This window comes from Streptomyces sp. NPDC102441 (genome assembly GCF_044765585.1).
Taxonomy (GTDB): Bacteria; Actinomycetota; Actinomycetes; order Streptomycetales; family Streptomycetaceae; genus Streptomyces.
Window position 1 is genome coordinate 146,150 of the sequence record NZ_JBIWKH010000005.1, and the last position, 13,841, is coordinate 159,990.

Annotated in this window: 10 protein-coding genes and 2 pseudogenes; 6 read left to right on the forward strand and 6 right to left on the reverse strand. The window is 71.6% G+C overall.

The genetic code is table 11. The annotated features are described in order from the left end of the window. Positions 1 to 44 precede the first annotated feature (44 nt). From ACIREO_RS12150 to ACIREO_RS12165, 4 genes and pseudogenes are all read left to right on the forward strand, one after another. The gene (locus tag ACIREO_RS12150) at positions 45 to 1,904 is read left to right on the forward strand and encodes a serine hydrolase (RefSeq protein ID WP_404107756.1); all 1,860 of its coding nucleotides are present in this window, start codon (positions 45 to 47) and stop codon (positions 1,902 to 1,904) included. A gap of 529 nt (positions 1,905 to 2,433) precedes the next feature. Next, positions 2,434 to 3,828, forward strand: a complete 1,395-nt coding sequence (locus ACIREO_RS12155) for an endo-1,4-beta-xylanase (RefSeq protein WP_404107758.1) — start codon at positions 2,434 to 2,436, stop codon at positions 3,826 to 3,828. A 399-nt stretch (positions 3,829 to 4,227) separates the two neighbouring features. Next, positions 4,228 to 4,292: pseudogene (locus ACIREO_RS12160) on the forward strand (hypothetical protein); the annotation flags it as partial. Between the two features lie 6 nt (positions 4,293 to 4,298). Further along, positions 4,299 to 4,541 (forward strand): annotated as a pseudogene (locus tag ACIREO_RS12165) (acetylxylan esterase); the annotation flags it as partial. A 9-nt stretch (positions 4,542 to 4,550) separates the two neighbouring features. Here the strand turns inward: ACIREO_RS12165 and ACIREO_RS12170 are convergent. The 3 genes from ACIREO_RS12170 to ACIREO_RS12180 all read right to left on the reverse strand — a co-directional run bounded on the left by ACIREO_RS12170 (position 4,551) and on the right by ACIREO_RS12180 (position 9,374). Further along, positions 4,551 to 6,125 (reverse strand): phytoene desaturase family protein, encoded by a 1,575-nt coding sequence (locus ACIREO_RS12170; protein WP_404107761.1) that lies wholly within the window; start codon positions 6,123 to 6,125, stop codon positions 4,551 to 4,553. A gap of 77 nt (positions 6,126 to 6,202) precedes the next feature. Beyond that, the gene (locus ACIREO_RS12175) at positions 6,203 to 8,449 is read right to left on the reverse strand and encodes a tetratricopeptide repeat protein (protein ID WP_404107764.1); all 2,247 of its coding nucleotides are present in this window, start codon (positions 8,447 to 8,449) and stop codon (positions 6,203 to 6,205) included. A gap of 34 nt (positions 8,450 to 8,483) precedes the next feature. Further along, positions 8,484 to 9,374, reverse strand: coding sequence for an oxygenase MpaB family protein (locus tag ACIREO_RS12180; protein ID WP_404107766.1), 891 nt, complete (start codon positions 9,372 to 9,374; stop codon positions 8,484 to 8,486). A gap of 157 nt (positions 9,375 to 9,531) precedes the next feature. On the opposite strand from ACIREO_RS12180, the gene ACIREO_RS12185 reads away from it, so the two are divergent. Then, on the forward strand, positions 9,532 to 9,990 hold the full coding sequence (locus ACIREO_RS12185) for a hypothetical protein (protein ID WP_404107769.1): 459 nt from the start codon (positions 9,532 to 9,534) through the stop codon (positions 9,988 to 9,990). A gap of 6 nt (positions 9,991 to 9,996) precedes the next feature. Here the strand turns inward: ACIREO_RS12185 and ACIREO_RS12190 are convergent, their stop codons facing one another. Together ACIREO_RS12190 and ACIREO_RS12195 are read right to left on the reverse strand one after the other, a co-directional pair. Continuing rightward, a complete protein-coding gene (locus ACIREO_RS12190; RefSeq protein WP_404107771.1) occupies positions 9,997 to 11,154 on the reverse strand; it encodes a methyltransferase in 1,158 nt (385 codons plus the stop codon). Positions 11,155 to 11,225: 71 nt separating this feature from the next. After that, a complete protein-coding gene (locus ACIREO_RS12195; protein WP_404107774.1) occupies positions 11,226 to 11,432 on the reverse strand; it encodes a hypothetical protein in 207 nt (68 codons plus the stop codon). Positions 11,433 to 11,640: 208 nt separating this feature from the next. Here ACIREO_RS12195 and ACIREO_RS12200 point away from each other — a divergent pair, with 208 nt between their 5' ends. Next, positions 11,641 to 12,462: an endonuclease I family protein gene (locus ACIREO_RS12200; protein WP_404107776.1), complete on the forward strand. Its 822-nt coding sequence runs from the start codon at positions 11,641 to 11,643 to the stop codon at positions 12,460 to 12,462. 23 nt (positions 12,463 to 12,485) lie between these two features. Here ACIREO_RS12200 and glsA read toward each other — a convergent pair whose 3' ends face one another. After that, positions 12,486 to 13,838, reverse strand: coding sequence for a glutaminase A (glsA, locus tag ACIREO_RS12205; RefSeq protein ID WP_404107779.1), 1,353 nt, complete (start codon positions 13,836 to 13,838; stop codon positions 12,486 to 12,488). Positions 13,839 to 13,841 lie beyond the last annotated feature (3 nt).

Below are 13,841 nucleotides of genomic sequence, written 5' to 3' on the forward strand. Positions count from 1 at the left end.
TACTTTCGCACGGGTGCTTTCGACACGAGGGGAAGGGGTTCCGGATGACCGGAGACGTGTCGGGACGGGGAATGAGCCGGCGGAGGCTGGGCGGCGGGATACTGGCCCTGGGCGGAGCGTTCGCCCTCGCTCCGGTCCCCTTCGCGGGGGCGGCGGGAACAGCGGCCGGCGTCGAGCGGGGCGCCGGAGCTCCGGACGCGGCATCGGGAACCAGGACGGGTATGGGATCAGGGCATGGCGGACCGACGCTGCGCCGTGGGCCGGCCTCACGCGCCGGGCTGCTGCCGGACCAGCTCGACCTGCTCGTCGCCGACGCGGAGAAGTACCTCGCCGACTCCCCCGCACATCCCTGGTACGCGGGTGCCGTGCTGCTCGCGGGGCGCGGCGGCACCGTCGCCCTCCACCGGCCGATCGGTCACGCGGTGCGCTACGCGGCGTACGACGAAGCGACCGACACCGGGGTGGAGTTTCCGCCGGAGCAGCGGATCGCCATGGCCGAGGACACGGTCTTCGACCTGGCCTCGGTGTCCAAGCTGTTCACCTCGATTCTCGCCGTGCAGCAGATCGAGCGGGGGGCGCTGGAGCTCGAGTCGCCCGTCGCGTCCTACCTCCCCGACTTCGCCGGCGGCGGGAAGCAGGACGTCACGGTCCGTCAGCTGCTGACGCACACCTCTGGCTTCCGCGCCTGGATCCCGCTCTACGGGGAGCCGACCCGGGAAGGGAAGCTGCGCCTGATCTGGGACGAGGTTCCGGCCTCCGCTCCCGGAACGGCGTATCTCTACTCGGATCTCAACCTGATCTCGCTGCAGCTGATCCTGGAGAAGATCACCGGCCGCACCCAGGACACCCTGCTCCGCGAGGAGATCACCGCTCCGCTCGGGATGCACCGCACCCGGTACAACCCGCCGGCCTCCTGGAAGCCGAAGATCGCGGCCACCGAGGACGCCCGGCTGCCCTGGTCGGGGCTGGAGCGGGGGCTGGTCTGGGGCGAGGTCCATGACGAGAACGCCTACAGCCTGGGCGGGGTCGCAGGCCACGCGGGGGTCTTCTCGTGCGCCTGGGACCTGGCGGTGCTGGCCCGCACGCTGCTCAACGGCGGAAGTTACGGCAGGTCCCGGATCCTGTCCGAGGAGTCCGTGGAGCTGCTGTTCACCGACTTCAACACCGCGTTCCCCGGCGATGAGCACGGCCTGGGCTTCGAGCTCTACCAGCACTGGTACATGGGCGCGATGGCCACCCCGCGCACGGCGGGCCACACGGGGTTCACCGGCACGAGTCTGGTCCTGGACCCGACGACGGACTCGTTCCTGATCGTACTGGGCAACTCCGTCCACCCGGTGCGCACCTGGCGTTCCGGGAGCGCGCCTCGGGTCGCGGTGGCCGACCGGATGGCGCGTGCGGTACCTGTCCGGCCTGCGCGGGGCCGTACCGCCTGGTTCTCCGGCATGGCGAGCGCCACCACGGCGACGCTCACGCTGCCCGCGCTGCGCCCGGCGTCCTCCCGTCCTTCGCTGAGCTGCGCCTTCTGGTGGGACACCGAGCCGGCCCCGGACCTCGTCCGCCTGGAGGCGTCACCGGACTCCGGGGCGACATGGCAGCCCGTGCCCTTCACCACCGTACCGACGGGGGGTGACCGGTCCGGGGAGCCCCGTTCACACCCGGACGGCTCGGCCTCCGGCTGGTCGGGGCGTGTCTGGCACCGGCTGGAGGCAGACCTGAAGGCCTGGCGGGGCACCGAGGTACAACTCCGCTGGCGATACGTCACCGACCAGCTGTACGTGGGGCGCGGGGTCTACGTGGACGATGTCCGGGTCGAGGACGGCGGCCGCACACTCTTCGACGGGAACAGGCCCGGGGACGCCGGACGCGTCGAAGCGACGGGGTGGGCCGTGTCCTCCGACTGAGCGCGTCCGGCTGGTTGGAGGCAGTGCTCATCGACGTCGTGGACGCCGGGGCCGACGACGTCAAGGGTGTCGAGTTCGACGTGCACACGAAGAGGGAACTGCGAGCCTCCTCGGACTCTCACTCAGCGGCGGCTGAAGCCCCGGCAGCAGCCCCGAACTCACGGGCTCGAAACTTTCGAATCAATACATGAACCATTTTCGTAATGCCCGAGCTCGATTACCGGATTCTTCGCGAGGAAAGCTCCGAAAACCACCACAGCCCCGCCTTATCCGCAGGCCGGACACTCAACACCCCTCAAACGAGCGGCAGTTCACTCGGAAATGTTTCGGAAATGCAGCGTTGACGCGGCCTCCCGTGGGGCGCATACTCTCCCTCGCTCCCCTTGTTCCGCAGCTCGTCCTCCCGTCGGCGGACGCCCTCCTGGGACGTCCGCCGACGGGCTGGACAGCACCTCGAACGGTCCGAATCCCCCTGTCCGGGCTCCGAGTTCGGCCTGCCCGGCAACCGGAAGAAGAGGCTGGAAACGTGATGGCCCAGATTCCCCCCAGCGGCGTACCCGCCCGCCCGCATCTGCCGGCCCGTACCGGACGGGCGCTGACCTTCGTCACTGCGGGCGTCCTCGCCGCAGCGGGCGTCGTCGCGCTCGCAGGCAACGCCCAGGCCGCCGGCGCGCTCGGTGACGCCGCCGCCGCGAAGGGCCGCTACTTCGGCACGGCGGTGGCCGCCAACCACCTCGGCGAGGCAGCGTACGCGTCCACGCTGGACGCCCAGTTCGACTCGGTCACGCCCGAGAACGAGATGAAGTGGGACGCCGTCGAGAGCTCCCGCGGCTCGTTCAGCTTCTCGGCGGCCGACCAGATCGTCAGCCACGCGCAGAGCAAGGGGATGAAGGTCAGGGGCCACACCCTCGTGTGGCACTCGCAGCTGCCCGGCTGGGTGAGCGGTCTGGGCGCCACCGATCTCCGCTCAGCCATGAACAACCACATCACCCAGGTGATGACGCACTACAAGGGCGATATCCACTCGTGGGACGTGGTGAACGAGGCCTACCAGGACGGCAGCAGCGGAGCCCGGCGCAGTTCGCCGTTCCAGGACAAGCTCGGCGACGGCTTCATCGAGGAGGCGTTCCGCACCGCCCGTACGGTCGATGCCGACGCCAAGCTCTGTTACAACGACTACAACACCGACGGCCAGAACGCGAAGAGCAACGCGGTCTACGACATGGTGAAGGACTTCAGGCAGCGCGGTGTGCCGATCGACTGCGTGGGCTTCCAGTCGCACTTCAACAGCAACTCGCCCGTCCCCTCCGACTACCAGGCCAACCTGCAGCGCTTCGCCGATCTCGGTGTCGATGTGCAGATCACCGAGCTGGACATCGAGGGCTCCGGATCGGCCCAGGCCGCGGACTACACCAAGGTGGTGAACGCCTGCCTGGCCGTCACCCGGTGCACGGGCATGACCGTCTGGGGCGTCACCGACAAGTACTCGTGGCGCAGCAGCGGCACCCCGCTGCTCTTCGACGGCGACTACGACAAGAAGCCGGCCTACGACGCGGTGCTCGCCGCGCTCGGCGGGTCCGACGGAGGCGGTGACGACGGTGGTGGCGAGGACGGCGGCGGTACCGGCGCCTGCACGGCGACGTACGCCCAGACCTCGACGTGGAACGGCGGGTACAACGGGCAGGTGACCGTCAAGGCCGGCGGTTCGGGCATCGCCGCATGGACGGTTCCGGTGACCCTCCCGTCACCCCAGAAGGTCTCCGCCGTCTGGAACGCCACATCCACCACGTCGGGCGAGGTGATGACGGTCAAGCCGGCATGGAACGGAACCCTGGCGGCCGGCGCCTCGACGAGCTTCGGGTTCACCGTCACGACGAACGGCAGCACATCGGCGCCCGTCGTCGGCACCTGCACCAGCTCCTGACCGGCCCGCACCCCCTCCTGCCCGCCGGCAGGAGGGCTCCCGGCCCGGACGGGGCGCGGCGTGGCCCGCACCCCCCTCCCGTTCCGTCCGGCCGGGTGGGACGGGGCGCCGAGCCCGCACTCGCCGCCCCGTTCTCCAGAAGCGCTCCGCTCCGCCCCGCCCGGTCGGCCGACCGGGCGGGGCGGAGCGTTGTCGTTCCGGTCAGCCGGCAACGCGGTGGCCGGCTCCCGTAGCGGCGAGCGCCGGGGCGGTGGCGTCGACAGGGAGGGTGGAGGAGGCCGCGACTGCGGCCCCGTCCGGCGTGGGCGCCGTCGACTCGCGTGTCACTGCGGATCACCGCGGACACGGCCGGCCTGCACGGCGCGACCTTCAACCTCACCCTGAAGTGGAGCTAGACCCTTGCTTTTCGCCATGCCCCTGGAGCGGCTGCGCGAGAACCGGCCGGAGCCCGAGGAGCCCGCCGACTTCGACGCGTTCTGGGGACCCTCTCCTACTTCGACGGGGTCAACTTCGCGGCACGGGCGACGGCCCCCGCGTGGTTCTCGGTGGGACTGATGGACCGGATCTGCCCGTCGTCGACGGTGTTCGCGGCGTACCACGCGTACGCGGGCCCCGCCGAGCTGGAGGTGTTCCCGTACAACGGCCACGAGGGCGGCGCGGAGTACGACCTGCCGCGCAAGCTCGGGGCGCTGCGCGGGGTGTTCGGTCAGTAGGGGTGAGGGTCACCGGCCCAGCGCCGCCATGGCGGCGTTGTGGCCGGGCACCCCGCTGACCCCGCCGCCACGCACGGCGCCCGCCCCGCACAGCAGGACGTTGGCGTGGGCGGTCTCCACGCCCCAGCGGCCCGTCTCCCCGGTGGCGTACGGGAAGGAGAGGTCCCGGTGGAAGATGTGACCGCCGGGAAGTCTCAGGTCACGTTCCAGGTCGAGAGGTGTCTTCGCCTCGATGCACGGCCGGCCTTCGGCGTCGAGTGCCAGGCACTCGGTGACGGGCTCCTCCAGATGGGCGTCGAGTTCCGCCAGAGTCGCTCCGAGCAGGGCTTCACGCGTCGTCCCGTTGTCCGCCGCGAACAGCCGGGCGGGGGTGTGCAGGCCGAACAGGGTGAGTGTCTGATAGCCACGGGCCGCGAGGCCGGGGCCGAGGATCGAGGGGTCGGTCAGCGAGTGGCAGTAGATCTCGGAGGGCGGGGCGACGGGAAGCCGTCCGGCCGCCGCCTCACGGTAGGCGGTGGCCAGTTGCCCGTACCCCTCGGCGATGTGGAACGTTCCGGCGAACGCCCGGTGCGGGTCGACGGAGTGGTCACGCAGCCTCGGCAGCCGGGTGAGCAGCATGTTCACCTTCAGCTGGGCGCCCTCGGCCGGGGCGGGCGGCTTCTCGCCGAGGAGCTCGGCCAGCGCCTGCGGCGACGCGTTGACCAGGACCCGCCGCGCGCCGACGACGTGTTCCCCGTCGGGTGAGCGGACCGTCACTTCGGCGCGGGTCCCGTCGGTCTCGATGCGGGTCGCCTCGTGCAGCACGCGGATCTCGGCGCCCGCCGCGCGGGCCGCGCCGGCCAGGGCGTCGGTGAGAGCACCCATGCCGCCGACCGGCACGTCCCAGTCCCCCGTGGAGTTGCCGATGACGTGGTAGAGGAAGCAGCGGTTCTGGAGCAGGGACGGGTCGTGGGCGTCGGCGAAGGTGCCGATCAGCGCGTCGGTGAGCACGATTCCGCGTACGAGGTCGTCGGCGAAGGTCTCCTCGACGGCGACGCCGATGGGCTCCTCGAACAGCATGCGCCAGGCGTCCGCGTCGTCGACGCGCGCCCGCAGGTCCCCACGGGCCGGCAGGGGTTCGGTGAGCGTGGGGAACACCCGCTCGGCGACGCGGCCCGTCATCGCGTAGAAGCGCTGCCAGGCGTCGTACTCCCGGCCGTCGCCGGTGAGTGCGGCGAAGGACTCCGGGGTGCCCTCACCGCCGACGAGCAGCCCGGTGGGCCGGCCGGCGCGCGTGGTCGGGGTGTACGAGGAGACCGTGCGCTTCCGGACGGCGAAGTCGAGTCCGAGTTCGCGCACGATCTTCTGCGGGAGGAGCGAGACGAGGTAGGAGTAGCGGGAGAGCCTGGCGTCGATCCCGTCGAACGGCCGGGTCGACACGGCCGCTCCCCCGGTGCTGCCGAGCCGTTCCAGGACGAGCACGGACTGTCCGGCACGGGCGAGATAGGCGGCGGCGACCAGGCCGTTGTGGCCGCCGCCGACGATCACCGCGTCGTAGGCGGGGTGCGCGGGGGTGCCGGGTGAGGACGTCTCGTCTGCGGGCATGCCCCTTCGTAACACGGGATGATCGTCTCTGGACAGGGATGACGGCTCGTGGCGTGCGGGGCGGCCCGGCCTGACGGTCAGTGCGGCGGCATACCTCGTTGCCGCCGCAGGTCGGCGACGCGCCGGTAGAGGTCCACCGCCTCCGTGCTGCGGCCGAGCTGTTCCAGGCAGTGCGCCTCGTCGTTGCGGCTCGCGAGGGTGTCGGAGTGGCCGGCGCCGAGGGTGCGTTCGCGGATCTCGGCGACCGTGCGGTAGTCGGTGAGCGCCTCGGCCCATCGGCCGAGCCAGCCCAGCCCCACGGCCACCTCGCGGCGGCTGACCAGGGTGTCGGGGTGGTCGGGGCCCAGGGTTCGTTCCCGGATCGCGCAGACCTCGCGTGACTCGTCGAGCGCCTCCTCCCAACGCGCCATCCGCCCCAGGTTGACACCGAGGCCGTGCCGGGCGCGCAGCGTCTCGGGGTCGGTGGGACCACCGGCCCGGGTGCGGTCCTCGACCAGGGTGCGGTAGAGCTCCAGGGCCTCGGCGCTGCGGCCCAGTCTGCCGAGGCTGATGCCCACCTCGTAGCGGGCGGACAGCGTGTCGGGGTGGTCGGCGCCGAGGGCCGCGGCTCGGCCCCCGGCCACGTCGCGGTAGGTCCCCAGGGCCTCGGTCCAGCGGTCCAGCCGGCCGAGCGCGTACGCCACTTCGTACAGCGTGACCAGGGTGTCCGGGTGTGTGGCGCCGAGCAGCCGGGCGCGGGCGTCCGCCACCTCGCGGGCCGTGCGGTACGAGTCCTCCAGGCGGCCCAGTCTGCTCAGGTTGAAGGCGAGGTTGTGGCGGCAGCGCAGGGTGTCCGGGTGGTCGGGCCCCATGGAGCGCTCCCGCGAGGCGAGCACCACGGTGTAGATCTGGTGGGCCTCGAAGTGGCGGCCGAGCTGTCCGAGGACGTACGCCGTCTCCTGCCGGGCCGCGAGGGTCTCGGGGTGGTCGGGGCCGAGGGTGCGCTCGCGGCCGTCGGCGACCCGGCCGAATTCGCGCAGCGCCTCCTCCGCGCGTCCGGTGCGGCTGAGGGTGTATCCGACCTCGTATCTGCTGGCGAGGGTGTCGGGGTGGTCCGGGCCGAGGGCGTGTCCGCGTTCGGAGGCCACCGCGCGGTGCACCTCTCCTGCTTCCTCCCAGCGACCCAGCCTCCCCAGGTCGAGCCCTGCGCTGTGCCGGCCGGCCAGTGTGGCGAGCAGTTCGGGCGACGGGGTGGGGAGGCCCGATCCTGCCGGCGGGAGTGCGACCACCGGGGCGTGACCGGCCCCGGTGGTCCATGCCCCGGTCAGCGCGGCCGCGTGGTCGATGGCGGCCGTGCCCGGATACGCGGCGAAGGTCGCCTTGTGACCGGTGGTCATGTTGCGTGTCCAGGAGGGCAGTCCGGGGGCTCCGCGCCCGGGGTGCTGGACGGGGACGGGCGGGGCGAGCTGGACCCGTGCGGTCTCCGGCTGCTCGCCGGTGCGCCCGAGCGCGATGCGCTGCCGCAGGTCTCCGGCGTCGGCCGGCCGCTCGCCCGGCTTCTTGGCCAGCAGGTCCAGGACGACCCGGTCGAAGAACCCCGGAAGGTCGGCGCGGCGGCTGCGCGGCGGCTCGGGAGCGGTGTCCCGGTGTCCGATGAGCACGGCCCAGGCGTCGTCCATGTCGAACGGCGGTACGCCCGTGGCGATTTCGTACAGCACACAGCCCAGGGAGTAGAGATCGCTGCGGTGGTCGACCTCCCCGCCGCTGATCTGCTCGGGCGACATGTAGTGCGGGGTGCCCATGGCGATGCCGGTGCCGGTGAGGCGGGAGGTGAATCCGATGTCGCGGCCGAGCCTGGCGATGCCGAAGTCGCAGATCTTCACAGCACCGTCGTCGAGCCGCATGATGTTCGCGGGCTTGAGGTCGCGGTGCACGATGCCCTGCTGGTGGGTGTAGCCGAGGGCGTCGGCGACCTGGTCGGCGATGTCGACGACGTCGGCCACCGGCAGCGGTTGCTGCCTGTTGTCCTCCAGGAGCTGGCTGAGGTTGCGTCCCTCCAGGAGCTCCATGACGAGATAGAGAACGCCGTCCGACTCACCGAAGTCATGGACGACGGTGACTCCACGGTGCTGGAGCGCCGCGGCCACCCGCGCCTCCCGGCGGAAGCGCTCGCGGAGTATGCGGGTGAAGGCCTGGTCATGCTGGGGCCCCATGGGTTTGAGGCATTTGACGGCCACCTGCCGGCCCAGCGATTCGTCGCGCGCGCGCCACACCTCGCCCATGCCTCCGCGCCCGATCAGATCGAGCAGCCGGTACCGGCTCTGGATCAGCCTGGTGTCCGCCATCGCGTGTTGTCGCCCCCGTCTGCTTCGCTGCCCGCTATCGCTGCTGCGCCCTCCCCGGCCCGTCCAGTATGGCTGCCTGTCTGCGGAGTTTGTACGGCACGGGTCGGCTCCCCGGGCCGAGCCGTGCCATCGCCTTCACAATGTGCCCGGGCGGCAGGCACCAGCGGAGGCGGGCGGGGACCGAGCGCAGGACGGTTCCCGTGGTGCGCAGGCGGCGGTCGACCGCTGCCTGGGGCGGTGCGGCCCTGCCGTACAGCTCATGGGCGTACGCCGGCAGGGAGTCGTAGGCGAGCGCGGCCACGCGCCGCCAGACCAGGGCGCGCGCCGGGGTCAGCGGGGCGGGGACCGGCGGGCTGCGCAGGAAGGCGTCGACGTCCGACGCCTCCGGGCCCGCGGCGAGCAGGGGCCTGACCTCTTCGAAGTAGTCGGCCAGGGCAGCGGTCGTGGCGGGCACGTCCGCCGGGTCCAGGCCGACGAGGCGGGCGCTCTCCCGCTGCTCGTCGACATAGCGGTCGGCCTGGGCGTCGCTGAGCGGGTAGCCGGAGCGGCGCTCGACCTGGAGGTAGGAGTCGATCTCGGCGCAGTGCACCCAGAGCAGCAACTGGGGTTCGTCGATGCCGTAGACCTCGCCGGTGTCCGGGTCGGTGGCCGTGAGAAGACTGTGGATCCTGCGGACACGCGCTCCGTACTTCTCGGCGTCCCGCGTGGTGTCGTAGGTGAGCGTGCCGACGAAGTCGGCCGTACGCAGCAGACGCCCCCAGGCGTCCTGGCGGAAGTCCGAATTCTGCATGACCCCGCGGACGGCGCGCGGGTGGAGCGCCTGGAGGTAGAGGGCGCGTACACCGGCGACCCACATCATCGGGTCCCCGTGCATCTGCCAGGTGACGGAGCCGGGGCCGAACAGCCCCGGGTCTGGATCGTTCATCGGCTCGTGCCTTCCGTTCGGCGGTGGAACCGGGGCCCCTGGGCCGGGTCGTCGTGCCGCGCGCGGTCGTACCGGGAAGATCATGACTCGTAGGATGACGCCCTGGCGCGGTTACATGCATACCGCAACCGCACACGTTCCGGGGAGGGGTGGGGCTGTGCCCAGGTGGGGGCTGGTGGTGGAGCAGAACCTCGGGTTCGGCAGGCAGGGGCGGATGTGGTCGGTCGAGGTGATGGGCCACGTGGAGGGGACGCGTGAGGAGGCGCTCGCGGCTCTCCGGGTGCGTGCCGAGCGCTTCGATCCGGTCCATCCGACCACCCGGAAACGCCGGACGCTGTACCGCGAGGCGGACGGCTTCCTGCTGGTCGTCGAGGGGGTCTGGCAGCCCTTTCACTGCCGGTTCACCGTGGCCGAGCAGCTGTACGACAGCGCGGCTCCCGAGCCTGCGGAGCAGCTCGGCTCCCCGGCGAGGGAGCGGGGGGAGCCTGGAGCGGGTGACCCGGCGCCGCCGAGGGCGAAACCCCCGGAACCCGAACCGGAACCCGGTCCGCCGCCCGCCTGGGACGCAGAGGTGCCGGAGGTGCCGTCCTGGCTGGGCCGGGACGACCTCCCCTGACGCGGGTCAGCGCTTGACGGCCCGCAGGACCACGAACTTCGGGTCGCCGGCCACCGTGACACAGTTGCCGAAGATCCGGCGCAGCTGGGTGTGGTAGGCGAGGTGCCGGTTGCCGACGACCCACAGCTCACCGCCCTGACGCAGCGCTGTGCGCGCTCCGTGGAACATGTTCCGGGCCGTGGCGTCGGTGACCGCCTGGTGCGAGTGGAACGGCGGGTTGCAGAGGACCAGGTCCACGCTTGCCGGAAGCACGTCCGCCGTTCCGTCGCCGACCACGAAATCTGCCTTGGCCTCCGGCCCGGTGTTGTCGTGGAAGGTCTCTTCGGCGGAGGCCACGGCCTGGTACGACTCGTCGACGAAGGTGAGCGTGGCGTCGGGGTTGTCGAGCGCCGCCGACAACCCCAGGACGCCGTTTCCGCAGCCGAGGTCGACGACACGGTCGGGCCCGGTCCGCCGCGGGAGGTGCTTCAGGAAGAAGCGGGTGCCGATGTCCAGGCGTTCGGCGCAGAAGATCCCGGCGTGATTGGTGACCGTACGGCCGGAGACCGCACCGACGTCGTCGGGCAGGTCGTAGCGGTGGGGCCAGGGGCTGGGTGTCCTGGGCAGGGCCGGATCCGGAGTGCTGAAGATGAGCCGCGCCTTCTTCAGCGCGAGGGATGTGCGGGTGGGGCCGATGATCCGCTCGAACAGCTTGAGGGTGGAGGTGTGGATCTCCTTGACCATGCCGGTACCGATGACGACGGTCCCCGCGTGCACGGCGGGCGCGAGCCTGTGGAGCTGGTCCTCCAGAAGCGCGAGGCTCTTGGGGACCCGCACGAGCAGCAGGTCGACACGGTCCGGCGGGGTGTCGCGGACCGACAGGGTGCGCACCGAGTCCGGAGCGGCGCCGTTGCGCGCCAGATTGGCCTCGGTGGCCCGCCGGGCGAGGTACGAGTCGGTGATCTGTACGGGGCTGTGCGCGGCCAGCACGGTGGCGAGGGCGCCCCATCGGTCACCGACCACGGCCACGGTGCCGGCCGGACGGACCGGCTCGCTACCCTCCGCTCCCTCCAGCCGCCGCAGCAGGTACTCGTCGGCGGCATCCCACGCACGGAACGGGTCGCGCGGGTTCTCGGGAAAGCGGGCGAGATCGAATTCGCCCTGTGACGTCGTCAAACGGTTCATATGCGTTCAGGCTAACCGAGTGGCGGGGAGCGCTCCGCACGCTCCCCGCCACAGCGGTGGTCCGGCGGGTCCTACGGGAGCCGCTTGTCCATGGCGGACCGGCCTTCCTCGGACAGCCTGCGCTGTGCCCACTCCAGGCTCTCGGGGGTCAGATCCCGCCCGGAGGCGAGCACCAGATCCTCCGCGGTGGGCTGATCGCCGCCGCCGGTGTGCAGCAGACGGTCAGGGGTCACTCCCCGCACTTCCGGCACGGATACGGATTCGGACTCTTCGCTCATACCGCCTCCTCGTCCTTGCGGTAATTCTCGCGCCGGGGCGACCTCCGCGCATCCGATGTCCCCTCGGCCGCGGAAGAGCTGTCACTTGACCTGCACATGATGAATACGCAACGTTCACACGACCCGCACCGTGCGTGTGGAAAGCTCCCGACCGAACACTCAAAGTCCGGCTTTCACGACACCGTTCACCCCGGAGAGGACACCCCACATGTCCAGTCGTCGCCGTTTCTACGCGCGTCCACTACTCGCTACAGCCGCCTCGATCGTCGTACTCACGGGCGTCGCGGCTGCCGCGCCCGCGGCCACCCCCACGGCCGCCTCCGCCGCGTCCCCGGCCGCCGCGCTCGACGACACGTACTACCAGGGCGCCCTGGGCAAGACGGGCACCGCCCTCAAGAGCTCGCTGCACTCGACCATCAGCGACCAGACCACGCTCTCGTACAGCCAGGTCTGGGACGCGCTCAAGGCGACCGACGAGGACCCGGCGAACTCCTCCAACGTGATCCTCCTCTACACCGGCCGCTCCCAGTCCAAGAGCGAGAACGGGGGCGACACGGGCGACTGGAACCGGGAGCACGTCTGGGCCAAGTCCCACGGCGACTTCGGCACCGCGACCGGCCCCGGCACCGACATCCACCACCTGCGCCCCGAGGACGTCCAGGTCAACTCCACCCGCGGCAACAAGGACTTCGACGACGGCGGCAGCGCCGTCTCGGGGGCACCCGGCAACTACACCGACGGCGACTCCTTCGAGCCGCGCGACGCGGTCAAGGGTGACGTCGCCCGGATGATCCTCTACATGGCGGTGCGGTACGAGGGCGACGACGCCTTCGCCGACCTGGAGCCGAACGACAGCGTGAGCAACGGGTCGGCCCCGAACATCGGGCGGCTCTCCGTACTGAAGCAGTGGAGCCAGGAGGACCCGCCGGACAGCTTCGAGCAGAACCGCAACGAGGTCATATTCGACCAGTTCCAGCACAACCGGAACCCGTTCATCGACCACCCCGAGTGGGTCGAGTCCATCTGGTAGGGAGTCACCGGAGGCCGACCGGCTCAGCCCGGTCCGGCCACGGCCCGCGCACCGTGCTCGACGGCCGCCTCGCGGGAGCCGAAGCGCGGCAGGTCCTGGCCGGTCCGCTCCCGGACCAGGTCCGGGGGGCCCAGCCGGTCACCCGGGTCGACGACGGCTGCACGCCGCCCCTCCCGGGCGAGTCTGGACAGGCCGGCGTGCAGCAGCTCGAGAGCGAGGGAGTCCGCGCCGGTCACCTCGCGCAGGTCGAGCACCACCGCGCCGGCCCGCTCCGCGCCCGACTCGTCCAGGGCGTACAGCACGCGCTCGGCGGCGGTGAAGTCGAGCGCCCCCTGGGCGGCGACGACACCCACACGCTCGTGCAGCGCGCGCTCCCGCCGGCCGGACGGCGCGGAGGGCAGCACATCGGCGGTGGTGGCCAGCGTGACGGTGGAACCGGGCAGCGCCGGGTTCCTCATGAGGTGGAGCCCGAGGCGCTCCGAGAGTGCGCCGAGCGCGGCGTGGCCGCGCACCGACGTGCCCGCCGCGTCCAGCAGCGGACTGTAGGCGGCCAGGCCGAAGCGGGCCGGGCCGGCGGCGATCAGCCCGCCGGACACACCGCTCTTGGCCGGCAGCCCGACCCTCAGCAGCCAGTCGCCCGAGGCGTTGTACATCCCGCAGGTGGCCATGACCGCGAGAACCTGCGCCGCGACCTCGGGGGACACGACCCGCTCCCCGGTGACGGGATTGACGCCGCCGTGCGCCAGGGTGGCGGCCATCACGGCGAGGTCGAGCGCGGTGGCCCGGACCGCGCACTGCCGGAAGTAGGTGTCCACCGCGGCCACCGGGTCGACGGGCAGGACTCCCGTGCTGCGGATCAGATAGGCGAGCGCCCGGTTGCGGTCCCCGGTCGCCGCCTCCGAGTCGTACACGTCCTCGTCGACATCAAGCTTCCGCCCGGCGAAACGGCTCAGGCAGGTCAGGATGCGCTGGAAGGCGGGGGTGTCGCGACTGTCGGGGACCAGGGCCGTGGTGACGATGGCGCCGGCGTTGACCATCGCGTTGGCCGGCCGGCCGGAGCCGGGTTCCAGGCTGATGGCGTTGAAGGCCTCACCACTCGGTTCGGCGCCTACCCAGCGCCCCACCTCCTCGAGGCCGAGAGAGGCGAGCGCGAGGGCGTAGACGAAGGGTTTGGACACCGACTGCAAGGTGAGATGAGTGTCCGCCACGCCCGCGCTGTAGGAGTGCCCGTCCATGCTGACGAGGGCGAGCCCGAAGTCGCCGGGATCGGCGGTGGCCAACTCCGGGATGTAGTCGGCGAGCTGTCCTTCGCGTACGCCGGCGAAGCGTTCGTGGAGTTCACGCAGCGCGTCCGTGACGGCCTCGGACGCGCTCACCGG